Source organism: Streptomyces sp. NPDC023838 (genome assembly GCF_040639555.1).
Lineage (GTDB): Bacteria > Actinomycetota > Actinomycetes > Streptomycetales > Streptomycetaceae > Streptomyces.
Genome location: NZ_JBFAAD010000001.1, coordinates 215,113 through 239,785 on the forward strand (window position 1 = coordinate 215,113; position 24,673 = coordinate 239,785).

Genomic DNA, 24,673 nt, shown 5'->3' on the forward strand with positions numbered 1-24,673 from the left:
CGGAATCTCCGTCGCGTGCCGCTGATCACATCGGAACGACTCGTCTAGCGTGTGGCGAGCCGCTCCAGCAGAGCGGCGCTCCGGGCCAGCAACGCCCGCTCCTCATCGGTGAGTTCGGCCTCGATGGCCTGCGCCAGCCAACCGGCCCTGCGGCTACGCTCCGCTTCGAGCGCGGCCCGGCCCGCGTCCGACAGCTCGACCAGCGACTTGCGGCCGTCCGTGGGGTGCGCCCGGCGCGTGATCAGGTTCTGCTCCATGAGCAGCCCCACCGCTCGGGCCATCGACTGGGGGCGTACGCGCTGATCGGCGGCGAGGTCGCTGGTGGTCATGGCGCCGTTGCGGTCGAGTGCGCCGAGCACGGCGGCCTGGCCCAGCGGGATGCGGTCCTCGTGTTTGACGCGTCGGGTGAGCTTGCCCATCGCGGTGCGCAGTTCGGCGGCGATGGCGGCGGCTTCCGGGGTGGGCATAGGGCACTTTACCCCGTTGGCCGGCATTGCTGTGCAGCTGACCTGCACAGCAATGCTGTACAGCAAAACTGAACAGCATTGCTGTATGGTTTGCGTTGTCGGGCTCAGCGCCAGCGTTGTCGCAGCCGGGGCCACGGCACACGACAACGGGAAGGACCTCCCATGTCCGCAAAGGCAGTCGGCACCGTCACCGCCACCATCGAGACCGTCACCGCCCGCAGGATCATCGACAGCCGGGGCAACCCCACGGTCGAGGTCGACGTCGTCCTGACGGACGGGTCCCTGGGGCGCGCGGCCGTCCCGTCCGGCGCCTCCACCGGCGCCCGGGAGGCAGTGGAACTGCGCGACCAGGACTCCGCGCGCTGGCACGGCAAAGGCGTCGACCGCGCGGTGGGGCACGTCAACGGGGAGATCGCGGCGTCCGTGCGCGGCCGGGACGCGGCGGACCAGGCGGGCCTCGACGCCGCGCTGGTCGCCCTCGACGGCACCGCCACCAAGTCCCGGCTCGGCGCCAACGCGATCCTCGGCGTCTCCCTCGCCGCCGCCAAGGCCGCCGCGGCGGCCCACCGCCAGCCGCTCTACCGCTACCTCGGCGGCGCAGACGCCCACCTCCTGCCGCTGCCGATGATGAACATCGTCAACGGCGGCGCCCACGCCGACAATCCGCTGGACTTCCAGGAGTTCATGATCGCTCCCGTGGGCGCGGACACCTTCGCCGAAGCCGTCCGCATGGGCAGCGAGGTCTTCCACACCCTGCGCCGTGATCTGCTCGCCGCCGGGCACTCCACGGGCGTGGGTGACGAGGGCGGCTTCGCGCCCGCGCTGCGTACCGCTGAGGAGGCGCTCGACTTCGTCATGACCGCCATCGAGCGCACCGGCTACCGCCCCGGCACGGACATCGGCCTGGTCATGGACCCGGCATCGTCGGAGTTCTTCCGCGACGGGGTGTACGACTACGCGGGGGAGGGGGTGCGCCGCACTCCCTCCGAGCACGCCGACTACCTGGCCAAGCTCATCGACGCCTACCCCGTCGTCTCGATCGAGGATCCGATGGCGGAGAACGACCTGGACGGCTGGCGCGAGCTGACCGCCCGTGTCGGCGACCGCTGCCAGCTCACCGGCGACGACGTGTTCTGTACCAACGAGACACTGCTGCGCGAGGGCATCCGCACCGGAGTCGGCAACTCGGTCCTGGTCAAGGTCAATCAGATCGGTACCCTCACCGAGGCGCTGGCCGCCGTGGCCACGGCCCACCAGGCGGGCTGGACGGCTGTCATGTCGCACCGCTCGGGCGAGACGGAGGACACCACCATCGCGGATCTGGCGGTGGCGACCGGCTGCGGTCAGATCAAGACGGGCTCGCTCTCCCGCTCCGACCGGACGGCGAAGTACAACCAACTGATACGGATCGAGGAGGAGTTGGGCGACTCGGCGCGCTTCGTGGGCCGCTCCGCGCTGCGTCGGGCGTGAACAGCAGACCGAGGTACGTGAACAGCAGGCCGAGGTAGAGGCCGCGCGGGCCCCCGATCGATCGGGGGCCCGCTCGCGTGCCGGCGCGGCGGTCGCCGACGGCCAGCGGGGGCTCGACCAGGGCTTTCCCCACGGCTTTCAGGCCGCCGCCTCGTTCCACGGTGGGGGACCCGTGCCATCGGCCCAGGCGGCGAGGCGCTCGTGGTCCACACAGCGGATTCCGCACTGCTCGGCGTAGTCGAGGGCGGGCTGGGTGAACTCGCCTGTGGTCACGACGGCGGCGATCTGTGCTTCGTGGACGGCGAAGCAGGTGCCTCCGAAGCGTTGCAGTTCCTGCGAACCCACCTTGTTCACGGGCCCGTACCGTTTGCACTGGATGACCACCGAGCGGCCGTCCGGGGCGGTCGCGAGCACGTCCGCTCCCAGGTCGCCCGCACCGCCCACGACCTGCACGTCCGCACAGCCGTCCCGCTCGCACAGGGCGGCTATCGCCTCCTCGAAGGCGTCCGCGTCCATGGCGCCGTACTCATCTGCCGTGAAGGTCCCGCCGCCGGTGTCCAGCGAGCCCTCTTCAGGCGCGTACGGGGCAACGGTCGCGGGGCCGGCCTGCGGGCCTACCGGTCGAGGTGGTGCGGCAAGCTCCTGGCTGATCGCCTCGGCCGCGTCGACAAGACGGCCCGTCAGGTGTCGGCGGCGGGCCCGACGCAGGCCGAAGAGGGCTACGGACGCGCAAACCACCATGGCCACACCTGTGCCCGGATGGCCGCCGCCGGCTGCTTTGGAGAGGGTCTTCATCGTGAGCGCGGCCCCACACAGAAGTAGGGCCAGCAGCCCGAAGACCAACGCGGTCTGGCGGAGGCTGAAGGTCCGTCTGCTCGTCGTCGTTTCCTGTCGGCCGAGAGGAGCGGTCATATGTGCCTGACTCCCTGGTGTGCGGCGACTTCATGATCATTCATGATTCCCGTCTGCCCCGGTTCCCTGACTCCCAACTCGCGCGAGGCGACCCAGCCCCGCCACCGATCGGCTTCCAGAACCACGACGCGCGGAGTGCTGACAACACGGACTGTCCGATGGCGGTTTACGCGACCGCATTGTTGGCTAGGGTGGTGGCAAGTGGAGACTGATTCTGATGCCCTTGGCCAGGGGGACGGACAGGCTGGCGAGTTCGGGGCCGCGCATGCTGACGGCTCTCGTGCGGGCCAGGCCGGACACGACGGGGGCTCGTCGGTGGGGAGTTGGCGCCAGCAGAAGCCGAAGGTCACGTCGGCTGGCGTCCATGGCGTCGTTGACCGAGACACCATCTACCGATCACGGCAGGCTACCGCAGGTCGACCGGACGCGGTGGACGTGTGACCGCCCGGCCAACGCCCGCGGTGCTGCCCCCACCACCGCGCGCGTGGCTCGGGCTGATCGCGGCCCTCGCCGCACTGGTGGTCGTCGTGCTCGGGATCCTGTACGCCGGCCACAGCGCGCCCGGCAGGGTGGACAGGTGGATCGTCCCGCCGACGGCCGACAGCGTGCGGCCGCCGTGGCGGCAAGCCGCCCTGGCCATGGACTTCTTGGGGGAGCCCGCCGGATCGGCGATGCTGGTCGGGGCCATCGTGACGGGCTGCCTGCTGCTTCGGCGTCCTCGTGCAGCGGTGCTCGTCGTCCTCGGCGTCGGTATGACCGTGGGGACCGCGACTCTGCTCAAGCACCTGGTGGGACGCACCATCCACGGCGACGGCAACCTGTCCTATCCCAGCGGGCACACCGCCTTCGCCACCGCGCTCGGCCTCATGGTGGCGTTGCTCGCGACCAGCCGGCTCGGCCTCGGCAGGACGGCCGGCACGTTGCTCGTGCTCGCCGCGGCGCTGGTGGCAGGCGCCGCCATGGGCTGGGCGGAGGTCGCCCTGGGCGCGCACTACGCGACGGACGTCCTCGGCGGCTGGTGCACCGCGCTGGCGGTGATACCGGCGACCGCGTGGCTGGTCGACCGGATGGCCGACTGGCTGGTCGATCGCGGGGTCGGCGCCGGTCGCCGGGAGCATTGCTGACGTCACGTCACTTCATATCAACCCAACGTTACGTCACGTCACTTCACGCCAAGCGGCGGAACACGGGCTTCACCGGTCGTCCGCCCAGCCAGGAGGTGGGGTCACCGGCGTCCAGCGCCTTCCGGTACACCGCACATGCCTGGGCCACCACGTCGACGGTGTGATCGATGTCGGCGTCGTCGAGCGCGCTGCTCACCACGAACGACGGGGCCAGCACCCCGCCCGCGAGGAGCCGGCGCAGGAACAGGGTGCGGTACTGCTGTGACGGCTGCCCGTTCTCGTCGAGGGTGGCGAAGACCAGGTTGCTGGCCCGGCCCCGTACGACGATGTGGTCGCCGACGCCCATGCCGGCCGCGGTGTCGCGGACACCGGCGGCCAGCCGCTCGCCGAGGGCGTGCAGCCGCGCGGTGATGCCCTCCTCCACGTACGTGGTGAGTACGGCCATCGCGGCGGCCAGCGCGTGTGTTTCCGCGCCGTGCGTGGTGGACAGCAGGAACACGCGGTCGCCGGAGTGGCGCAGCCCGCCCAGCTCCATCAGATCGCGGCGCCCGGCCAGCGCGGAGACGGCGAATCCGTTGCCCAGCGCCTTGCCGAACGTGGAGAGGTCGGGGACGACGCCGTACAGGCCCTGGGCGCCCGCCTCGGACCAGCGGAGGCCGGTGATCATCTCGTCGAAGATCAGTACGCAGCCGTGCCGGTCGGCCAGCCCGCGCAGGCCGGCGAGGTACCCGGGGGGCGGCTCGGTGTGGGTGGCGGGTTCGAGGATCAGGCAGGCGACCTCGTCCTGGTACCGGGTGAGCAGCTCCTCCGTGGCGGCCAGGTCCCCGTATGGGAACGCCACGGTGAGCTCGTTGGTCGCCGCCGGAACACCGGCGGACATCGGTGTGGTACCGATGAACCAGTCGTCGACGGAGAAGAACGGATGGTCGGCGCAGAGGGCCACCCGCGGGCGCCCGGTGGCGGCGCGGGCGAGGCGCACCGCGGCGGTGGTGGCGTCGGAGCCGTTCTTCGCGAACTTCACCATCTCGGCGGTCGGCACCGTGGCCAGGAAGCATTCCGCGGCCTCGACCTCCACGATGGACGGCCGGACGAAGTTGCTGCCGCGGTCGAGTTCCCGCCGCACCGCCTCGATCACGCGCGGGTGGGCGTGGCCGAGGCTGACCGACCGCAGACCGGAGCCGTACTCGACGTAACGGTTGCCGTCGATGTCCCACACGTGGGCACCGCGGCCGTGGCTGATGACCGGGGCCAGGTTCTCGGGGTACTGGTCGTCGCCCTTGGCGTAGGTGTGCGCGCCCCCGGGGATCAGGGCGTGCAACCGCTCGTTCGCCTTCCGCGACCGGGGGAGCTGGAACTCTCCTGTGTCCAAGCCGACTTCACCCTTCCTTGTGTTTCAGGACCTCGGCGAGGCTCGGCGCCTCCCGGTCCCGCTGGGACATCGATGTGACCGGCAGCGGCCAGGGTATGGCGAGCTCCGGGTCGTCGTACGCGATCGTCACGTCCTCGGCCGGATCGTGCGGGCGGTCGATCCGGTACGAGGTGTCGGCGGTGTCGGTCAGCGCCTGGAAGCCGTGCGCGCACCCCGCCGGGATGTACAGGGTCGCCTGCGTCTGGTCGGACAGCTCGAAGAAGGCCCGGCCCAGGTAGGTCGGCGAGTCTGTCCGCAGGTCCACGACGACGTCGAAGATCCTCCCGTACGAGCACCGCACCAGCTTGGCCTCTCCGGCGCCGGAGCGCAGGTGCAGGCCGCGCAGCACGCCCCGGGCCGAGCGGGACACGCTGTCCTGGACGAAGGCGTGCGGGTCGAGGCCCACCGAGCGGACCACGTCGACGTCGAAGGTGCGGCAGAAGAAGCCGCGCTCGTCGGCGTACGGCGTCGGCTCGAACAGGAACGCACCGGCGATCGCCGGGACTTCGGTCGCTTTCATGGAGCCTTCCGCAGGGTGTCGGTGTGGTCGGCCGCCGGGAACAGGGCCGTGGTCAAGGCCGCGAACTGCTGCTCCAGGTGCCGGGCGGTGGCCAGGTTCCGCTCGGTGAGGGTCTGCCGTAGCTCGGCCGAGTGCTTCTCCAGCTTCCGGAACTGCTCCAGTAGCCGGTCGGCGTCGACGTCGCGCGCCGGGTGGCAGTACGCGCCGAGGCCCATCCGGTCCATGAGCGCATCACTCTTCGCCGCATAGCAGAGCGCGAGCACCGGCGTGCCGGTCTTCAGCGCGCAGATCAGGTTGTGGTACCGGATCGCCACCACGGTGTCGGCGGCCGCCATCTCCTTCATCAGGTCGCCAAGCGAGGCCGGCTCGGCAGCGGTGACCAGAGGCGAGTCCACCGCGTCGAGGATCGCGGCGACCACCGACGCATCGCACTCGTCACCGGTGAGCAGCCGGACCTGCCTGCCCTCCTGGACCAGCGCGCGGACGAACCGGATCGTCCCGTCGAGATAGCGCCGGTATATCTCCTCGGCCCGGGGGCGGTCGTCGTTGCCGCCGTGGAAGTCCATGACACCGACACAGACCAGGCCCGGCGAGCCCGAGGGCGCGCCGGCAACCCCCGGCGTCGGCAGGGCGAACGCGAGGTCCGGGTAGATCTCGTCGCGCGCGGTGTCCACGCCCATCGCCCGCATCGCGTCGCGGGACGGGGTGTCCCGGTACGACCGGTACGCGGCCAGCCGCGCCGACCAGCGCACCAGGGCCCGGGTTGGCCGGTTGCCGATCTCGGCGGCGCCGACGCTGACCAGCGCGACCCGTGTGCGCAGCAACCGGCCGCTCGCGCAGAGAAGGAACAGCGAGTACGGGAAGCCCCACGGGCGCAGCGGCAGTGTGGCCTCCAGGACGCCCATGCCCGGCACGATCACCACGTCGTGACGGCGCACCCAGGCGGCGGTGCGGAAGGCGTCGACGAGTTTGCCCAGACCCTTCGCCGCGATCGCGCCCGCCCGCGACGCGGTCCGGTACTCACCGCGGTACCAGTGCAGCCGCGTCGCGGGGATCCCGTAGCGGGCCGTGACGGCCTCGGGTCCGCCGCACAGCGCGTCCACGACCGCCTCCGGGTGCTCGGCGCGGAGGTACCCGAGCACGGCCTGGAGCGACCCGTCGTTGCCGAGGTTGCCGGAGCCGAGCAGGCCGAACACCCCCACACGTGTCGCGGTTTTCATGCCTGCCTCCCTTCACGCCCGGCGACGAGGGCGTCTACGGATACGGTGAGTCCGCCCGGCTCGACCGGGGCGCGGTCCTCGACCCGCTCGCCCGCGCCCGGCCGCACCCGGCTGGTCATCCACGCGGCCAGGTGGCCGTAGCACGCGCGCCGGTCGGCGGCGGACAACGGCGCCCGCCGGACCGCCGAGGCGAAACCCCAGACGTACTCGGCGAGCAGCCGGGGAGTCGGGTGCAGTGGGCCGGCCCGGCGCGGGTCCAGGTTGACGCACCGGGAACGCTTGGAAGGGTTCGCCCGCTCGGCGCGGTTGGGGTGGTCGCGGCGGAAGTACAGCAGCTCGGGCACCTGGTGGAAGGGCCCGTGCAGAGTGATCTCGGCGACGAACGTGCGGTCCGCGTGGTGGTAGCTGTCGAGCGGCTTCACCCGGCGCAGCATGTCGGCCCGCATCACCCCGTAGAAGTCGTCGCCTCCCGGCTCGAACAGCAGGCTCCGGAAGCGCTCCGGCGCGTGCGGCGAGTCGGTGGCGAGCCCGTACTCGTAGGGGACCTTCAGCTTGCCGTCTTGGTCGATGACCGCCTGGTCCGTGTGCGCGAGGATCACGTCGGGCCGCTCGTCCAGTGCCTCGACGCAGCGCCGCAGCAGGTCGCGGCCGTAGAGGTCGTCGTGCGAGGCCCACTTGAACAGCTCGCCGCGGGACTCGGTGAACACGTGGTTGTGGTTCGGCGTGGCGCCGATGTTCCGGGGCAGCCGGAGGTACCGGATGCGCGAGTCCTTGGCCGCGTACTGGTGGCAGATCTCCTGGGTCCCGTCGGTCGAGGCGTTGTCGGAGATGACCAGCTCGAAGTCCTCGTAGGTCTGGCCGAGCAGGGCGTCGAGCGACTCGGCCAGGTACTCCTCGCCGTTGTAGACGGGCAGGCCGATGCTCAGCCTGGGTCGGTCGGTCATGAGGTCCTCACTTCGGGGATGGGGTGGTGGTGGCGCTCGCGCAGGGCGGAACGCAGGTGCAGCCACCACACGGCCGAGCCGCTGACGGTCGCGGTGGCGACGCCCCAGGCCGAGCCGGCCGTGCCGGCGACGGCCGCCCCGCCGAGCCCGCCGCTGACATAGCAGGCGGAGGCGAACAGCTGGGAGCGCAGGCTGCGCCGGGCCGCGCCGAGCGCGCGCAGACCGGCCGCCGCGCCGGTGCCGAGGCCCGCGCCCGCGACGGCGAGCGTGACCGGCACGATGAGCCGTGCGGAGGAGTGCCAGACGTCGCCCAGGACGAACTCGCCGAGCCGGTCCGGCATCAGCAGCAGGGCGCCGCCCCAGAGCAGCGCGGCGGACGCCTGCCCGCCGCCCAGCAGGAGGCAGAACCTGCCCAGCCGGTGCGGGGCTTGCCGCAGCACCCGTGCCGCCTCAGGAACGGTGACCAGCGACAGACCCATCAGCACCGCGAGGAAAGGGCCGAGCAGGAGTTCGGCGCCGCGCACCGCACCCACCGCGCCGACCCCGACGATCGCGCCGAGCCCGTACGCCCGCAGCTGGCTCGCGCCGCTGAGGCTGACGTTCTCGACCAGGTACCGGTAGCCGAGATCGCGCTGCTCGCCGAGCCATCCGCGCGCCTCGGTCGCCCGGGGCCGGATGCCGGACTGGAGGTAGCCGTACGCCGCCGCCACCGTGGCGGACGCGCCCCAGGCGAGCACGAAAGCGGCCACGTTGCCCGCGTGAGCCGCCACGACCATGGCCGGAACGAGCGCGACGCCCCACACGACGTCGTTGATGAACGCCTTCCGCCCGGCGCCGGCGGCGAAGAACGAGAACCGCCAGGCGTCCTGCAGCAGCAGCCCCGGCAGCATGACGCCGAGGCAGGCGAACGCGGGCCCCACGCGGCCGCCGAGACCAAGCCCGACCACCAGACACGCCGCGCCGAGGGCGGCACCGACGCCGAGCGCGGTACCCGACGACCGGGCCACCGCCCCGCGCCAGGACGCATCCGACACGCCGCTGAAGCGCACCACGAGGGGGTCGGTGGCCAGCCCGCGGGAGACGTTGAGCACCACGCCGTAGGTCACCCAGGCCAGGCTGAACACGCCGAACGCGGTCAGCCCCAGCGAGCGGGCCACGTAGATGCCCACCACGAAGTTGCTGATGCTGGAGGCCGCCTGGTCGGCCAGTCCCCAGGACAGTCGGCCGACCATGGCCCGCTTGGCGGATCCGGCCGGTGCCGTCGCCTTCCCCTCCCCGGTGGGCATCGGCGTCATGCCTTGATCAGCTCGGCGCCGTGCAGGGCGTCGGCCGCGGCGGCGACGGCGCTGAACGGCAGACCGGACCGCTCGGCGACATCCAGCAGACTGTGCTCGCCGTCCGAGAGGCTGAGCACCCAGAGCATGGCCATCTGGGCCTGCTTGGTGTCGCTGCGGCCGCCGAGCGCGTCGTACAGCCCGCGTCGGCCCAGCTGTGGTTCGCCGTAGGGGCTGAGATTGAGGAACCTCCGGTTGCGGTCGAGGACGGCGAACGCCTCGCGGCAGACGGCGAGGGTGTCCGCCATCGCCTCCGGGGAGACGAAGTCCAGGTTGTCCGCCGAGGTGTGGTACTCGGGATAGCCGGCGTACGGCGTCCGGCTGAGCGAGCCCACGCCGAGATTGAACCCGGGCGAGCAGAACTGCCGCTCGTCGTAGCCGTAGGGAGTGAACTCCGTGATGTGGTACAGGCGTTCGGAGGCGGCCAGCACATGCCGCATCACCCGGTCGATCTCCGCGTCGCCGCGCCTGCTCTGCTTGTACGTCAGTTGGCCCCGGTCGCCTGCGCAGGCCAGCACGAGGCCGTGCTTGACCCTTCCCCGAGCTCTCGGCTCCGCTCGAGCAGGGGATACCCCATTGATCCGCTCCGCGTTGCGGGCCAGCCAGGTGATCGCGCCGATGGTGCCGGGCGCGAAGATGAACCGGTAGGTGTAGTACGGCGTCCGCTCCGCCAGCGCCCGGGCCAGGAACGTCGCCACCGCGATGCCGGCCAGGTTGTCGTTGGCCAGCGACGGATGGCAGACGTGGCAGGAGACGATCACCTCGTCCGCGACCTGCCCGGGGACCACGTGCTCGGCGTACGTGAGGTGGCCGTCCGCGAGCGTGGAGTCGATGCGCACCTCGTACTCGCCGTCCGGCATCGCATCCAGGGTCTCCTGGGCCAGGCAGAACCCCCACTCCGGTTTGTAGTAGCTGGTGCGGTACGGCACCCAACTCGGGTGCTCCGGCAGGGTGTGCAGGTGTCCGCGCAGCTCGGACAGCGGCATGGTCGCCGACACCGGCACGCTGTAGCCGAGCACGTGCAGGCTGGACGCGGCGAAGTCGACGACCCGGTTTCCGGCGGTGTCGGCGATGTACGCGTCCCGGATGTTCCACTCCTGCGGCACCGTCCAGTCGAGCACGTGCGTCCCGGTCGGCACCTCGTGCATCTGGAGCGGGACGTACTCGCCGACGATGTCCAGGGTGGCGCGCACACCGTCGCCGGTGATGCTCCGGCACAGCGGGTACAGCCGCTCCACCAGCGCGTACATCTCTTCGCCGGCGGTGGCCATCGGCTGTTCGCCGGCCGTGGTCATCGGCGCCACCGCAGGGTGTCGTCGACGGTACCGGCGTCGGACGCCGCGCGCAGCACGGCAAGGCGGGTGAAGCGTCGCTCGAAGTCCTCCCGGGTCAGCTCGAACTTCCGGTAGGCCTCGGCGAGTTCGAGCGCGCCCTGCTTCACCGTCCACTCGCAGTCGAAGCCGGGTATCGCGGCGCGGAAGCGGGAGAAGTCCACCCGGTACGACCGTGGATCGGCGCCGTTCTCCCCGGTGATCCTCACCTTCGCGCCGGGCACCGCGTCGGCGACCTGCTCGGCGATCTCCGCGACCGTGACGTTGTTGGTCTCGCTGCCGATGTTGAACGCCCGGTCGCGCACCGCCTCGCGCGGCGCGGTCAGCGCGGCCGCGAAGGCCCGGGCGATGTCGGCGGCGTGCACCAGCGGGCGCCAGGGGGTGCCGTCGGAGAGCACGAGCACCTCGCCGGAGAGGAGCGCGTGGCCCACCAGGTTGTTCAGCACAATGTCGGCGCGCAGCCGGGGTGAGTAGCCGAAGGCGGTGGCATTGCGCATGAACACCGGGCTGAAGTCGCCGTCGGCCAGCGCGTGCAGGTCGTCCTCCACCCGCACCTTGGACTCCGCGTACGGCGTCACCGGGCGCAGCGGGGCGTCCTCGCCCACCAGCTCGTCGCCGCCGGCGGCGCCGTACACCGAGCAGGTCGACGCGTAGAGGAAGCGCCGCACGCCGGCTTCGCGGGCCAGCCGCGCAAGGCGTACGGACGCGTGGTGGTTGATGTCGTAGGTGAGCTCCGGCGCCAGCGACCCCAGCGGGTCGTTGGACAGCGCGGCCAGGTGGATCACGGCGTCCACTCCGGCCACGTGTTCGGCCGTGACGTCGCGCAGGTCCACCTGATGCCCCTGCGGGTCGTCGGGCGACGGGCCGAGGACGCAGTCGGCGAACAGGCCGGAGTCGAGGCCGACGACTTCGTTTCCGGCGGCCGTGAGGACCGGAGCCATGACGGTTCCCAGGTATCCCTGGTGTCCGGTCAGTAGTACGCGCAAGGTTCAACCCCCCAGGTTGAGCGTGAGTTTGGTGACGGCGAACGCCTCGGCGTATCGCTCGTGGCATTCGATGCCGCGGATTCGCGCAAGACCGAGGAAGGCCTCCCGGTCGTACCAGGGCCGGTGCCGCTGCGAGGGGTAGTGCTCCTGCAGCAGCCGCACCTTCTGTTCGGCGATCTCCGGCGACAGCGGCTGATACGCCGCCATACGGCCGAGATCGCCGTCCCACTTGACGATCTCGTAGCCGAGTACGAGGTGGTCACGGAACGCGGTGGGTATCAGCTGCGCCAGGCCGCGGTGATCCTGGTGCGCGTCATCGGTGCGCGGGGCCAGCACGAGATCCGGGTCGGTCTGCCCGCGCAGCTCCTCGGCCGCGGCCTTGGCCTCCTCCCACTGTGCCGGCAGTCGGCCGTCCGCCAACTTGAGGACCGTAAGCCGCAGGTCGGCGCCCGGGCAGAAGGCGGCGAGCGCGGCCTGCTCCTCCTGCTCCCGGTCGGTGCCGCCGCCGGAGAGCACCAGTGCGTCGACGCGGATTCCCGGCCGCGCGAGGCACAGCGTCAGCAGCGTGCCACCGGCGCCGATCGCGATGTCGTCGCAGTGCGCGCCCACCGCGACGATCCGGTCCAGGCGCCCGGCCCCAAGCCGGATCACGCTCTGACTCCGGCACTGTCCCGCTCCCACACGGCCCACGGACGGTCGCCCCTGGCGTAGGCGTCGTCGAGCGCGGCCCGCTCCTTCACGGTGTCCGTCGGCTTCCAGAAGCCGCGGTGCTGATGCGCCACCAGCCGCCCCCGCTTGGCCAGTTGGGCGCATCCGTCAGCGATCAGGTCCCCGCCCTCGGGGATGTGGTCGAAGACCTCCTGGCGGAGCACGAAGTAGCCGCCGTTCTCCCACAGGGGCAGTTCGCTCACCGCGGTGATGCCCCCCACCAGTCCGTCCTCGCCCAGCTCCACGCAGTGGAACGAGGACTGCGGCGGCACCACCATCATCGACGCGCCGGCGTCGCGCCGGGCGAAGCTGTCGATCATCTGCGGCAGCGGGGCGTCGGTGAGCACGTCGGCGTAGTTGGCGAGGAACATCTCCTCGCCCTCCAGGTGGTGCCGCACCCGGCGCAACCGCTCTCCGATCGGTGACTCGATGCCCGTCTGCACGAACGTGATCGTCCAGTCCGAGATGTCGGTGGACAGCAGCTCGGTCCGCCCGCCCCGCAGCACGAAGTCGTTGGACGTCGTCTCCTTGTAGTTGAGGAAGAAGTCCTTGATGTGGTGAGCCCCGTAGCCGAGGCACAGGATGAACTCGGTGTGCCCGAAGTACGCGTAGTAGCGCATGACGTGCCAGATCAGCGGTCGCGGGCCGACCATCGCCATCGGCTTGGGGACGTCGTCCGCGGCACCGCTGCGCATCCGCATCCCGTAACCGCCGCAGAACAGAACGACCTTCATGCTGTGCCCTTTCAAGACGCGGCCTCGACAATGCCCAGTTCCGGTATGGGGAAGACGAGTCGGCCGCCCCAGTCGTGCACGAAGGACAACTGCTCGACCAGCTCGGCCCGCAGGTTCCACGGGAGGACGAGGACGTAGTCCGGCTTGTCGGCGGCGATCTGCTCGGGCGGCAGGATCGGGATGCGGGTGCCCGGGGTGAACCTGCCGTGCTTGTACGGGTTGCGGTCGACCGTGTACGCGAGCAGGTCGGGCCGGATGCCGCAGTGGTTGAGCAGGGTGTTGCCCTTGCCCGGGGCGCCGTAGCCGACCACCGTCTCGCCGCGCTCGGCCGCCTCGATGAGGAACCGCAGCAGGTCCCGGCGCACCTTGGCCACCCGGGCGGAGAACTCGGTGTACCCGGACAGCTCCTGCAGCCCGGCGGCCTTCTCCTTCTCCAGTACGTCAGCCACCCTCCGGCTCGGCTCGCCGGCCACCTCGGCCGGCCGGGCCCACAGCCGGATGGAGCCGCCGTGCGTGGGCAGCAACTCGACGTCCACGAGCGTGAGTCCGCCGCTCGCAAGGGCTCGGATCGCGGACGCGACCGTGTAGTACTGGAAGTGCTCGTGGTAGATCGTGTCGTACTGGTTCTCCTCGATCAGGGTCAGCAGGTGCTGCACCTCGATCGAGACCCAGCCGTCGTCGGCCACCAGGGCGCGCAGCCCCTCGGTGAACCCGACCACGTCGGGGATGTGCGCGTACACGTTGTTGGCCACGACCAGGTCCGCCGGGCCGTGCTCGGCGCGGACGGCCGAGCCGGTGTCCGGGCTCAGGAACTCCGTGAGCGTGGGCACACCCGCGTCCCGCGCCGCGGCGCCGACGTTCACCGACGGCTCGATGCCGAGGCAGCGGATCCCCCGGTCCGCCACGTGCTTCAGCAGGTACCCGTCGTTGCTCGCGACCTCGACCACGAAGGCGTCGGGGCCGAGACCCACCCGCTCCACGGCGTCGGCGACGAACGTGCGCGCGTGCTCCACCCAGGAGGTCGAGTACGAGGAGAAGTACGCGTACTCCTTGAACGTCTCCTCCGGTGTGATCAGCGGCGGGATCTGCGCGAGCCAGCAGTCGGTGCAGACCCGCAGGTGCAGCGGGTACGCGGGCTCCGGTTGGTCCAGTTGGTCCGCGGCGAGAAAGCTCTCGCACGGCGGGGTCGCCCCCAGATCGACGACGCTCGCCAGCGCCGCCGAGCCGCAGAGTCGGCATCGTGTCATGTACTGCCCCCATCCCCCCTGTTCGCGCGGGTGCCCCGTCGCGAGCCAGTGCTTTTGTCCCCTACCGGCGGCGGGCTGTCCCCGCCGCCGGACCGACCCGCGATCGCGGTTCGGTACCCCTCCACCAGGCGCTCAAGGCCGACGGCCGGGCTGAACCCCTGCTCGTAACGGCGCCGGGCCGCCTGGCCCATCTCCCGGTTGCCGGCCGAATCGGCCGTGATCCGGCGCAGGCAGGACGCGAGTGAGGCGGGCTCGCCCGGCTGGTGCAGCAGCCCGGTCACGCCGTCCTCGACGAGTTCGACGAAGGCGCCGTGGCCGGCGGCGACGGCCGGGACCCCCGCCGCCATCGCCTCCACGACCACCAGGCCGAACGCCTCCAGCCACGTTGAGGGAGCCACCACGGCGACCGACCGCGCGACGGCCTCCCGGCACTGGGCCGGGTCGTACAGGCCGACGTACCGCACGTCGTCCCGGCCCGCCGCCCAGGCCGTCACCTCTCGCTCCAGTGGCCCCGCGCCGGCGACCACGAGCGGCACGCCCACACCGCCGTCCGCGGCGATCTCGTCCCACGCGGCCATGAGCAGCCGCACGCCCTTGGCCTCCGCCAGCCGGCCGAGATACAGCACATGCTCGCCGTCACCCATGCGGCAAGTGCCGGGCTCCGGAACGAAGTTGTGCTTCACCGTCAGCCGCTCGGCCGGCATTCCGGACCGCACCAGGACGTCGCGCTGCGCCGCGGAGATGCAGAAGAACCGCTCCACGCCGGACCACCACCGCCGCCGGTTGACCGACAGGCTCACCGCGAGCGGCACCGTCGCGAGGCGGGAGTTCCGGTAGCAGCCGTGCCGGACGGCGGGCAGCGGCGAGGACCCGACGCACTCCGTGCACGGCCGGCCGTCCCGCTGCAGAGTGCCCGGCGGGCAGATCTGGGTGTAGTTGTGCAGCGTGGCCACGGCGGGCACACCGGCGTCGGCGCAGGCGGCCAGCACCGCCGGCGACAGGAGCGGGAAGACGTTGTGGACGTGCACCACGTCCGGCCGCTCGGTACGGAGCCGGGCGGCGAGCTCCGAGCGGACCGCCGGGTTCCACGGCACCAGCAGCGGCACCGCGACCTTGCCCAGCAGGGACCGGGCGGCGATCTCGTCGCTGCGCCGCTCGAACACCTCGACCCGGTGGCCGGCCCCGCGCAGCAGCGCCACCTCCTGGTCGACGACCTTGTTCTCCCCGCTCGGCTGCGCCGAGGCGTAGCGGTTGTGCACTACGAGCACGTGCATGCTTGAGGTCACCTCCGGTCCTTGGCCCAGCGCGGGAGATGTCGTCGAGGGACTGCGGGCGTCGGGATGGACGTGGCCGCGCCGGGTGTCGCCAGCAGCGAGGCGGCCACGGCGAGATGCAGCAGATACGGCGAGGCGTCGCCAAGGCCGGCCTCGGTGTACGACGCGATCGCGCAGTAGCTGATGAGGAATATCGCGCAGGCTCTCGACAGCGACGGCGGCCGCAGCAACGCGACGCCGGCAAGAACGATGATGATCGCCGCCACCAGGGTGACGCCGATCAGACCCTGCTCGTTGTAGACGGCCAGCCAGCTGTTGTCGATCGGCAGCCCGCCGAACGACTTGTCGCCCAGGCCCACGCCGAACACCTTCTCCGCGGTCGTACGGGGCGCGGCCAGCAAGGCGTCCCAGACCTTGGCCCGGCCGGTGAGGTTGGAGAAGTTCTCCTGGCTCTGTCCGCGCAGGAACCACGCCTGTAGCGCGGAGGCGAACCCCACCGCGGCCACCAGGGCGCACAGAACCGCCCAGGTGAAGAAGCGGCGGGCCGCGGCGCTGGTCAGGAACAGCGAGCCGATCGCCAACGTCAGCCCGATGAACAGACCGAGCGTGGCCGTGCGGGTATGGGTCAACGCGAGCAGGAGGAGGGACGGCACGATGATCACCACCGCGCTGGCCCGGTCGGTCCGGCGGCCCAGGACGAGCAGCACGGTGAGCCCGATGATCACTGCGGCGTACTGTCCGATCTGCGGCGGCGTGAGCGGCCACAACGCGCCGACGAGCCGCCCGCCGTAGAGGTCGGGCAGGGCCGCGCCCGGTGAGATGACCAGGCCGGCGGCCACCGACCCGAGCACCGCGAAGTACATCCGGATGTGGTGGCGGACGAATGCCGGGCCGCCGTCCCACCAGCGGCTGAGCAGCCACAGCGTGCCGATGAAGAGAGCCAGTCGGGCGCACCGGAAGAGCGCGCCGAAACCGGACTCCAGGTGCGCACTGGAGATCACGCTCGGCACCAGCAGCAGGGTGAGGAGGAACAAGAAGGCGCTGGTCTGGACGCGTAGCCGGAGGTTGAGTGCGAGCGCCAGCGCGAACGCGGCGACCAGCGCGCCCATGGTGACCAGCTGGATGAGGGAGCGGGGGAGCGGGATGATGGTCTTCGCCCCGGCGGAGCCGAGCGTGTTGAGGACCAGCAGCCCCCAGGCCATGGCGACGATCCTCGGTGTGCCGGCAGGGCGCGGTTCGGCGCCGGGCCGCAGGCCCGCCGTATCCGGTCCGCCCGGCAGCCCACCGGGTATCGGGTTCCCGTCCATCTCAACCACCGGCCTGTGGCGCGAAGGTGCTGCCCGCGTCCTGCTGGTACGGCGTGCCCTGCCACTGCCCGAGGTCGAGCACCCGGCTCGGGTCGTGGGCGATGAACTTCCATGGTCCGATGTAGACGTTGTCGTGCCAGCGGTTGTGCTGCTTGAGGGTGATCGCCTCAGCCACCTGCTCGCCCTGGTACGGCGACCAGTCCGGATAGGTGCCGTAGTTGGCCAGCACCGCCATGCGGTCGCACTTGACGGTGCAGTCGACGACGGACGTGTCCAGGGCGAAGCGGTTGTTGTGGATGTCCACCCGCTGGGTCTTCCACCGGCAGTCGGTGTAGAGCGGTGCGGCGGCGATCGCCGGCCGCGCGCAGCGGTCGGAGTGCCGCACCAGCAATGTGCAGTCGCCGGACGAGGTGTTGGCCGGGCTGTTGCAGAACCGGTCGGCGTTCTCCCACAGGGTGATTCCGGACCAGTTGTTCTCCAGCACGTTCCGGTAGATCTCGATCTTGTCCGTGCGGGCCCGGATCCGTGGTTCGCCGCCGGACTCGGACAGGTAGACGGTCGGATACGGGAAGGTGTCGCCGCGGTCGGCGTACTTGCGGCCCTCGACCCAGTTGTTCCGCCGGATCGTGTTGTTCCGGATGACCGCGTTGTAGCTGGTCTCGTAGATCAGCGCGGCACCGTCGTTGGCCTCCAGCACGTTGTCCTCGATGCGGAAGTCGTTGTTGTTGGTGTCCGCCCACAACCCGGTTCCGCGGTTGTCGTGCACCCAGTTGCCGCGTACGTCGGCGCCGTTGACGGCCCAGAACTTGACACCTCCGGTACAGCCGCAGCCCGGCTTCCGCCGCTCCCACTCGTCGGTGTTGTTGCCCACGATCTCGTTGCCCTCGACGACCAGGCCGCTGATGGGGCCGCCGTTCTTGTACGCGTTCATGCCGTACTGGCCGTTGCCGCGCAGGCAACTGGCGCGGACCTGCTGGCGGGCTCCGGCCATCAGCCCGGCGCCCGAGTTGTACTGGATCGTCGTGTGCTCGATCACCCACCCGTCGGCCGAATCATGGTTGACCACGCCCTCGTTCTGCGGCGCGACGAATCCCTGCACGGCCAAGTAGCGGATGGTGACGTCGCCGGCGGCGCCGCCGAACGCGTACTGGTTGGTCTTGTGGCCGTCGAGCACCGCGCCCGGCGCGCCGAGGTAGCTGTCCCCCTCCTTGGGGAGGACCTGGGCGTAGCGGTCCGGATCGAGCCTGTGTGTGCCCGGTCGGAGCCAGAACGTGGTGTGCGCGGGACTGCTCTTGGTCTTCGCGGCCAGGTCGCCGACCACCGAGGGGTCGACCGTCACCGCGCCCGTCGGTGCCTTCGCCGGCCCGGCGGCGGGCTTGGCGCACACCCGGGCCACGGATCGGGCCGCGGACGTGGACGGCGCGGTGGTCGGCTCCGCTGCCGAGCCGCCCGGCGTGCTCTCACAGCCGGTCGCCACCAGCAGCGCCAGCGCCAGCGGTGCTGCCGGCAACGCCCGGTTCCGCCACTTGATCCCCACGTGTCCTCCCTCCTCCCTAGCCGTGGAACCTGAGTACGGTCGTGAAGCCCTCCGAGCCGTCGGCGACGCCGGTGCCGATCAGCGTGGTGGCGGGTTCCTTGCGCCCGAAGCCGGCGGAGTACCAGCCCAGCGGCGGGTCACTCTCGCCGCGATGCGCCCGCCAGCTCAGCTGCCCGGGCAGGTCGAGATCCGCGGAGCGGTCCTCGCCGTCCCGGGTCCAGGTGAGCACGGCCCGGTTGCCCGCCAGCTCCGCGGTGATCGCCGGGCCGAGGTGGAACGCCAACCGCACGGCCCGGCGCGGGCTGTGTTGGCCGCGGACCTCGTCGATCACCTTCAGCTCCTGGCTCGCGGCCGTCAGCTCCACCCGGCGGCGGTGCACGGAGCCCTGGTAGCCGTCGTGCTCGGCGCACCAGCGGGCCGTCCCCCCGTCGCAGGTGCCGGAGGTGTCCGCGACCAGGACGCGGCTGCGGGCATGCCGGGTCCACAGGAACGGGCCGCCGGAGACGGACTGGTCACCGCCGTCCAGTTGCAGGGTGTTGTGGCCGAGGGTCGACCGGAAGTATTGCCGCCACTCGGGCTGCCCGTGGTAGCAGTACGTCCCCGGGTCGGCGAGCACGTCGACCCCGTCGTGCCGGACCTCCACGGACAGCGCGTCGGCGTGGGCGTGCGCGGCGATGGACAGGAACCCGTGCGGACCGCCGTCGCAGCGGCACCAGATCTCTCCCGTCCCTGCCGGTCCGCGCAGGATGGTCATGCCCGCGTCGGCGAAGTGGCCTGGTCGGCTTGGAGGGCGTGGGGTTCCCTTCGTCGCGTACGGCCGGATGAGCGCGGCCAGCAGCGGGGTGCGCACATCGGTGCTGGTCACCACCGGCCACCAGGTGAGCCGGCCGAACACGGCGTCCCCGGTGGCAAGCAGCGAGGCCCAGCGGTCGGTGCCCGCACCGTCCACGACCAGGCCGTGCCCGTCGTCCGCGTCCCCCTGGCGCGGCGGCCGCAGCCGGTTGTCCACGACGGCCGCGAGCGCGTCGGTCATCCGCAGCAGCACCAGCCGGACCGACGCGGGGACCGGCCTGCCTGCGGCATCCGCCTCGGCCACGGCTGCCAGGCCGAGCTCCAGCACCAGTCCGTGGTACTCGGTGGCCAGCTCGCGGTTGAGGCCGGAGGTGAAGGTGTTGCTTCGCAGCTGCCGCTCCAGCGACCGCAGCGCGTCGGCTCGCCAACGCGCCGAGGAGGGGAACCATCCGAACGCGCAGGCCGCGGCGAACTGCCCGGCGGCCTCAGCGATGACGTGGTTGTTCGCCGAGGATCCCCGGCTGGGGAAGGCGGCCAGCCAGCGCTGGTGGTGCCAGATCTGGTTCCGCGCCACCGCGTTGTCCTCGAACAGGTCGGCCGCGCCCGGCCAGCCGTCGAGCAACCGGCGGATCCACACCCAGGACAGCAGCCGGATCCCCAGCTCGATGCCGCTGGTCCAGTGCACGCCGCGCAGCGGCGCGTTGGCCGCCCACCACGACCGTAGGTGCTCGGCCACGCGCTCGGCGTACCGCTCGTCCCCGGTGACCGCGTAGGCGGCGGCGAGCACGGTGAGGTACTGGTGCCGGGACGGCTCCCAGATCTGCTTGATGTCCCCGACCGCGTCCTCGTCGCGATACGGCACGTCGAAGGCGTAACCGGACGGAGCCCTGCGCCCGGTCTTCGGGTCGTACCGCCAGTCCGGGTCGGCCAGGTCGTCGCGGTCCACCCCGAAGAACACTGCGTGCCCGTCCATCAGCCGGTCCGCCTCGGCGATGACGCGCTTGGCGGCGTCCGGAGGTATTGCGGCGATCGTGCCGGCGGGCAGTACCGCGGAGAACCGGGCGCTGGTCACGCTCGGGCAGTCGGGCCGCGCCGACCGCCATCGCCGCCTGCGCACCGCGTCGCCCACCCGGCCGCCGACCTCCCGCGGTCCCATCCGGGACAGCCGCCGCAGGTACCAGCCCGCGCTCCCCGAGCTCACCGTCATCGCGCCCCCGCCAACGTCACCGGCACGCCGGTGACCAGGCCGGCCTGCACGGCGAGGGTGGCCGCCGTGGTGGCGACCAGCGACTCCAGCGGCACCGGCATCGGCCCGCCGGTCCGAACGGCCCTGACGAACGCGGCCAGTTCGGCGTTCTGGCCCTTGTCCCTGGCCTTGGGCAGCCGCGAACTGACCCACCGCTTACGGCGGGCATCGTCAACAGAGGCACGGACGAAGTCGTCGAGCCGCAGCACCTTGCCGTCCGCGACGAGGTCCAGCGTCTCCTTGGGGAAGCCGGGCGCGCCGGTGGTGACGTAACTGATGGTGGCGGTGGACCCGTCCGGGTAGCGCAGCACGACCTGCAGGTCCTCGTTGCCGGAGGGGGCGACCGCGTACACCGAGGCCGGGGCGGCGTCGAGCAGCCAGCTCGCCGTGTCGATGAAGTGCCCGCCCTCGCCGGCGAACCGCGAGCCCTCGGTGCCCTGTTGGAGGTACCAGCTGCCGTGCTGGAGCCGACCCGCGTTGACCAGGTAGCGCAGGCTCGCCGGGCCGGTCCGGGCGCCGAACCGCTTCCTGGCCTCCTGGAGCAGTGGCGCGAACCGGCGGTTGAAGCCCACTTGCAGCCGGTCGTTGCCGGACTCCTCCACCGCCGCGAGTACGCCGGTCAGCTCGTCCTCGGTGAGGGCCAGGGGCTTCTCCACGAACACGGCCTTGCCGGCCAGCAGTGCCTGCCGGGTCAGTTCGGCGTGCGAGCTGTGGCGGGTGACCACGAACACCGCGTCGATGGACTTGTCACCGAGCACGGCGTCGAGATCGGTGGTCGCCTCGGCGAAACCGAACTTGCGCTGCGCGTTGGCCGCTGACAGCGCCGTCGTGGTGACGACTGTCGACAGCTCGACACCGTCGCGCTGTGCCAGGTGCGGCAGCAGCATCGACGTCGCGTAGTTTCCCGCACCGACGAAGGCGAGGCGCACCGGTGACTTGGCGGTCCGGCCCGGCGTGGACACTCCACCGCCGGGTCGCTTCACCGCGGGCACGGCCACCACCGGGGCCGCCGCTTCCCCCGCGTCCTCCACCTGGTCCGGATACCGGAACAGCACGGCCACGGCCTTCAACTCGCCGTCCTTCAGGCGCTGGTACGTCTCGACTGCGTCGTCGAAGTCGGCGATGTGGGAGACCAGGGGCTCCACGTCGACGCTGCCGCGGGCGACGAGATCGAGGAAGCACGCCAGGTTGCGGCGCTCGGTCCAGCGCACGTAGCCGATGGGGTAGTCCCGGCCCTCCAGCTCGTACTCCGGGTCGTAGCGCCCGGGGCCGTAACTGCGGGAGAACCGGACGTCGAGCTCCTTCTCGTAGTACGCGTTCCACGGCAGGTCCAGACGGCACTTGCCGATGTCGACGACGCGGCCGCGGTCCCTGCTCAACCGGGCGGCCAGCTCGACGGGCTGGTTGGTGGCGCCGCCGGCGGCCAGGTACACCTGGTCCACGCCGTGACCGCCGGTGAGTTCGGCGACGGCGGCTTCCACGGCCGCGGACGCGGGATCGCCGCAGGCCGCCGCGCCCAGGCGCTCGGCGAGCTCGCAGCGCACCGGGTCGGGATCGGCCCCGACGACGCGGACTCCCGAGGCGGCGAGGAGCTGCACGACCAGCTGACCGATCAGCCCGAGGCCGATGACGAGTGCCACGTCGCCGAGCTGCGGTTCGCCCCGGCGAACGCCCTGCAACGCGATCGACCCGACGGTGCCGAAGGCCGCGTGCCGCGGCGCGAGACCGTCGGGCACCCGGGCGTAGAGGTTCTTCGGCACCCAGTTCAGCTCGGCGTGCAACGCGTGTTCATTGCCCGCGCAGGCCACGACGTCACCGACCGCCACATCGTCGATCCCGGCGCCGACCTGCTCGACCACCCCGCACAGCGAGTAGCCCAGCGGCGTGTACGAGTCCAGCTTGCCCATCACCTTGCGGTAGGTGGCGGGCACCCCGTTGGTGGCCACGCTCTGCATGACCTTGGCCACCTGGTCCGGCCGGGAGCGGGCCTTGCCCAGCATCGACATGCCGGCCTCGGACACCTTCATGAGCTCGGTTCCGGTGGATATCAGCGAGTAGGCGGTGCGGACCAGCACTCCGCCCGGCTTGCACCCCGGCGCCGGCACGTCGAGCACCGCCAGCTCGCCGCTCTTGTAGTTCTGAACAACCTGTTTCACCCGAGCTCCTCTTGTTTCAACGCTGTCAGGCCGCTTGGCTCTGGCCGGAGCCAGAGGTCGCGCCGCGATACCAGTACTCGAGCGTCAGCACATGCCACAGATGCTTGGAGAAGTCCCGCTGCCCGGCGGCGTCCTCGGCGACCATGCGCGCCAGCGCGTCGCGGCGCAGGAACCCGGAACTGACGAGCACACCGTCGTTGACCACCTCGCGCACCAGCGGTGCCAGATCCCGGCTCATCCAGGCGCGCAGCGGGGCACTGAACAGGCCCTTGGGCCGGTACACGATCTCCCGGGGCAGGATCGAGGTGGCCGCCTCCTTGAGGACGGCCTTGCCCTGCCGTCCGACGATCTTGCGATCGCCGGGCACGGCGAACGCCGCCTTGACCACCTCGATATCCACGTACGGCACCCGCACCTCGGTCGACGCGGCCATGCTGGAGCGGTCCGTGTAGGCGAGGTTCAGGCCCGGCAGGAACATCCGGGCGTCGCCCAGGCACATGCGGTTGACGAAGTCGTCGAGGTCGTTGTCCTGGTAGATGTCCGCGTGCTCGGTCAGCACGTCCTCGACCGTCCCGGCCAAGTCCGGATCGACAAGGGCGAGCAGCTCGTCCTGGTCGTACATGGTGTAGCTGCGCCGGAACGCGGTCTCCTCCGGCAGATCGGCGAAGGAGAGGAACCGCTTGGCGAAGCGCACCGACCGGTACCCCCGGCGGGCCGTCGCGACCGGCAGCCGGTCCACGGCCCTCGACAGGCCGCGCCGCAGAGGCCGGGGCACGCGCTGGTAGCGCAGCGCGAGCAGGTTGGCCAGGTGCTTGCGATAACCGGCGAACAGCTCGTCGGCACCCATCCCCGAGAGCATCACCTTGACCCCGGCCTCCCGCGCGGCCTCGCAGATCAGGAAGGTGTTGATCGCGGCGGGGTCGCCGATCGGCTCGTCAAGGCTGTACGTCATCTGCGGCAGCAGGTCGAGCACGTTCGGGGCGATCTCGATCTCGTGCAGGTCCACGCCGAACCGCTCGGCCACCTGCCGGGCGTAGCGCAGGTCGTCCGGCATCGCCTCGAACCTGGCGTCCTCGGCGCGGAACCCGATCGTGTAAGCGGAGATCCCGGGTCGGTCGCGGGCCGCCAGCGCGGTCAGGTAGCTGGAGTCGAGACCGCCGGAGAGGAAGGTCGCCACGGGTACGTCGGAGAGCAGGTGGCGCCGAGTCGACTCCTCGACGACGGCGGCCACGTCCGGCTGCTCGCCGGCCCGGGCCCGCTCCCGGCCCTCGGCGGCGACGTCCTTCAGGTTCCAGTACCGGCCGCGCTCCACCCGGCCGTCGGGCCGGCACCGCAGCCAGCTCCCCGGCGGCAGCTTCTCCGCCTCGCGGAACGCGCAGCGCGAGTCCGGCACCCAGTAGTACAGCAGCGAGGCCACCAGCGCCGCAGGGTCCACCCGCAGCGACCCGCCGGTCACGGCGGCGAGGGCCTTGAGCTCGGAGGCGAACACCAGGCCCGCACCGCGCCGCAGCAGGAACAGCGGCTTGATGCCGAGCTGGTCGCGGGCGAGCACCAGGTCACCGGTTCGCTCGTCGAAGATCGCGAACGCGAACATGCCGCGCAGCCGGGGCAGGCAGTCCGTGCCCCAACGCCGCCAGGCCTCAAGCAGCACCTCGGTGTCGGAGGTACCCCGGAAGCGCGCCCCGGTGGCTGCCAGCTCGGCACGGAGTTCGGGAGCGTTGTACAGCTCGCCGTTGTACGTCAGGGCGAGGCCGCCCGAGACCATCGGCTGGGCGCCGGTCTCGGACAGGTCGATGATGGCCAGCCGGCGGTGCCCCAGGTGCACTTCGCCGTCACCGGCGGGGTGGCTGTAGCGGCCCGCCCCGTCCGGGCCGCGGTGGGCGAGGGTGTCGGTGAGCCGGTCGGTCACGGCCTTCCCGTCCGGCCATTGGTACGTGCCTGCGATGCCACACATGT

The 24,673-nt window shown here is 71.4% G+C and carries 20 protein-coding genes; 2 read left to right on the plus strand and 18 right to left on the minus strand.

The features are described 5' to 3' along the window. Nucleotides 1-44: 44 nt before the first annotated feature. Nucleotides 45-467: a MarR family transcriptional regulator gene (locus AB0G17_RS01025; protein WP_361374128.1), complete on the minus strand. Its 423-nt coding sequence runs from the start codon at nt 465-467 to the stop codon at nt 45-47. A gap of 162 nt (nt 468-629) precedes the next feature. On the opposite strand from AB0G17_RS01025, the gene eno reads away from it, so the two are divergent. Further along, nucleotides 630-1,937, plus strand: a complete 1,308-nt coding sequence (gene eno, locus AB0G17_RS01030) for a phosphopyruvate hydratase (RefSeq protein WP_361374130.1) — start codon at nt 630-632, stop codon at nt 1,935-1,937. A 138-nt stretch (nt 1,938-2,075) separates the two neighbouring features. Here eno and AB0G17_RS01035 read toward each other — a convergent pair whose 3' ends face one another. After that, on the minus strand, nt 2,076-2,678 hold the full coding sequence (locus tag AB0G17_RS01035) for a restriction endonuclease (RefSeq protein ID WP_361374132.1): 603 nt from the start codon (nt 2,676-2,678) through the stop codon (nt 2,076-2,078). Nucleotides 2,679-3,286: 608 nt separating this feature from the next. Here AB0G17_RS01035 and AB0G17_RS01040 point away from each other — a divergent pair. After that, nucleotides 3,287-3,973, plus strand: a complete 687-nt coding sequence (locus tag AB0G17_RS01040) for a phosphatase PAP2 family protein (protein ID WP_361374134.1) — start codon at nt 3,287-3,289, stop codon at nt 3,971-3,973. A 43-nt stretch (nt 3,974-4,016) separates the two neighbouring features. Here the strand turns inward: AB0G17_RS01040 and AB0G17_RS01045 are convergent, their stop codons facing one another. Genes AB0G17_RS01045 through asnB form a run of 16 tightly spaced genes read right to left on the minus strand, consistent with a single transcriptional unit; the run spans nt 4,017 to nt 24,671 of the window. Further along, complete coding sequence (locus AB0G17_RS01045) at nt 4,017-5,342, minus strand: glutamate-1-semialdehyde 2,1-aminomutase (protein ID WP_361374136.1); 1,326 nt, start codon at nt 5,340-5,342, stop codon at nt 4,017-4,019. 7 nt (nt 5,343-5,349) lie between these two features. Continuing rightward, the gene (gene rfbC, locus AB0G17_RS01050) at nt 5,350-5,901 is read right to left on the minus strand and encodes a dTDP-4-dehydrorhamnose 3,5-epimerase (RefSeq protein WP_361374138.1); all 552 of its coding nucleotides are present in this window, start codon (nt 5,899-5,901) and stop codon (nt 5,350-5,352) included. Then, the gene (locus AB0G17_RS01055; RefSeq protein ID WP_361374140.1) at nt 5,898-7,121 is read right to left on the minus strand and encodes a polysaccharide pyruvyl transferase family protein; all 1,224 of its coding nucleotides are present in this window, start codon (nt 7,119-7,121) and stop codon (nt 5,898-5,900) included. The genes rfbC and AB0G17_RS01055 overlap by 4 nt, the downstream gene beginning before the upstream one ends. Continuing rightward, a complete protein-coding gene (locus AB0G17_RS01060; RefSeq protein ID WP_361374142.1) occupies nt 7,118-8,065 on the minus strand; it encodes a glycosyltransferase family 2 protein in 948 nt (315 codons plus the stop codon). The genes AB0G17_RS01055 and AB0G17_RS01060 overlap by 4 nt, the downstream gene beginning before the upstream one ends. Next, complete coding sequence (locus AB0G17_RS01065; protein ID WP_361374144.1) at nt 8,062-9,360, minus strand: hypothetical protein; 1,299 nt, start codon at nt 9,358-9,360, stop codon at nt 8,062-8,064. Before AB0G17_RS01065 ends, AB0G17_RS01060 begins: the two co-directional genes overlap by 4 nt. Continuing rightward, on the minus strand, nt 9,357-10,670 hold the full coding sequence (locus AB0G17_RS01070) for a DUF4910 domain-containing protein (protein ID WP_361374567.1): 1,314 nt from the start codon (nt 10,668-10,670) through the stop codon (nt 9,357-9,359). Before AB0G17_RS01070 ends, AB0G17_RS01065 begins: the two co-directional genes overlap by 4 nt. Before the next feature lie 20 nt (nt 10,671-10,690). Next, entirely contained in the window at nt 10,691-11,716 is a 1,026-nt protein-coding gene (locus tag AB0G17_RS01075; RefSeq protein ID WP_361374146.1) for an SDR family oxidoreductase, read from the minus strand. Between the two features lie 3 nt (nt 11,717-11,719). Next, nucleotides 11,720-12,367: a PIG-L family deacetylase gene (locus AB0G17_RS01080; protein ID WP_361374148.1), complete on the minus strand. Its 648-nt coding sequence runs from the start codon at nt 12,365-12,367 to the stop codon at nt 11,720-11,722. After that, nucleotides 12,364-13,158: a glucose-1-phosphate cytidylyltransferase gene (locus tag AB0G17_RS01085; protein WP_361374150.1), complete on the minus strand. Its 795-nt coding sequence runs from the start codon at nt 13,156-13,158 to the stop codon at nt 12,364-12,366. Before AB0G17_RS01085 ends, AB0G17_RS01080 begins: the two co-directional genes overlap by 4 nt. An 11-nt stretch (nt 13,159-13,169) precedes the next feature. After that, the gene (locus tag AB0G17_RS01090) at nt 13,170-14,405 is read right to left on the minus strand and encodes a class I SAM-dependent methyltransferase (RefSeq protein WP_361374152.1); all 1,236 of its coding nucleotides are present in this window, start codon (nt 14,403-14,405) and stop codon (nt 13,170-13,172) included. Next, on the minus strand, nt 14,402-15,679 hold the full coding sequence (locus AB0G17_RS01095) for a glycosyltransferase (RefSeq protein ID WP_361374154.1): 1,278 nt from the start codon (nt 15,677-15,679) through the stop codon (nt 14,402-14,404). Before AB0G17_RS01095 ends, AB0G17_RS01090 begins: the two co-directional genes overlap by 4 nt. A gap of 8 nt (nt 15,680-15,687) precedes the next feature. Further along, nucleotides 15,688-16,986 (minus strand): O-antigen ligase domain-containing protein, encoded by a 1,299-nt coding sequence (locus AB0G17_RS01100; RefSeq protein ID WP_361374156.1) that lies wholly within the window; start codon nt 16,984-16,986, stop codon nt 15,688-15,690. A 1-nt stretch (nt 16,987) separates the two neighbouring features. Further along, on the minus strand, nt 16,988-18,523 hold the full coding sequence (locus tag AB0G17_RS01105; RefSeq protein ID WP_361374158.1) for a right-handed parallel beta-helix repeat-containing protein: 1,536 nt from the start codon (nt 18,521-18,523) through the stop codon (nt 16,988-16,990). Nucleotides 18,524-18,539: 16 nt separating this feature from the next. Next, on the minus strand, nt 18,540-20,522 hold the full coding sequence (locus tag AB0G17_RS01110) for an alginate lyase family protein (protein WP_361374160.1): 1,983 nt from the start codon (nt 20,520-20,522) through the stop codon (nt 18,540-18,542). After that, nucleotides 20,519-22,717, minus strand: coding sequence for a bi-domain-containing oxidoreductase (locus AB0G17_RS01115; protein ID WP_361374162.1), 2,199 nt, complete (start codon nt 22,715-22,717; stop codon nt 20,519-20,521). The genes AB0G17_RS01110 and AB0G17_RS01115 overlap by 4 nt, the downstream gene beginning before the upstream one ends. A gap of 25 nt (nt 22,718-22,742) precedes the next feature. Next, the gene (gene asnB / locus AB0G17_RS01120) at nt 22,743-24,671 is read right to left on the minus strand and encodes an asparagine synthase (glutamine-hydrolyzing) (protein ID WP_361374164.1); all 1,929 of its coding nucleotides are present in this window, start codon (nt 24,669-24,671) and stop codon (nt 22,743-22,745) included. Nucleotides 24,672-24,673: the final 2 nt, after the last annotated feature.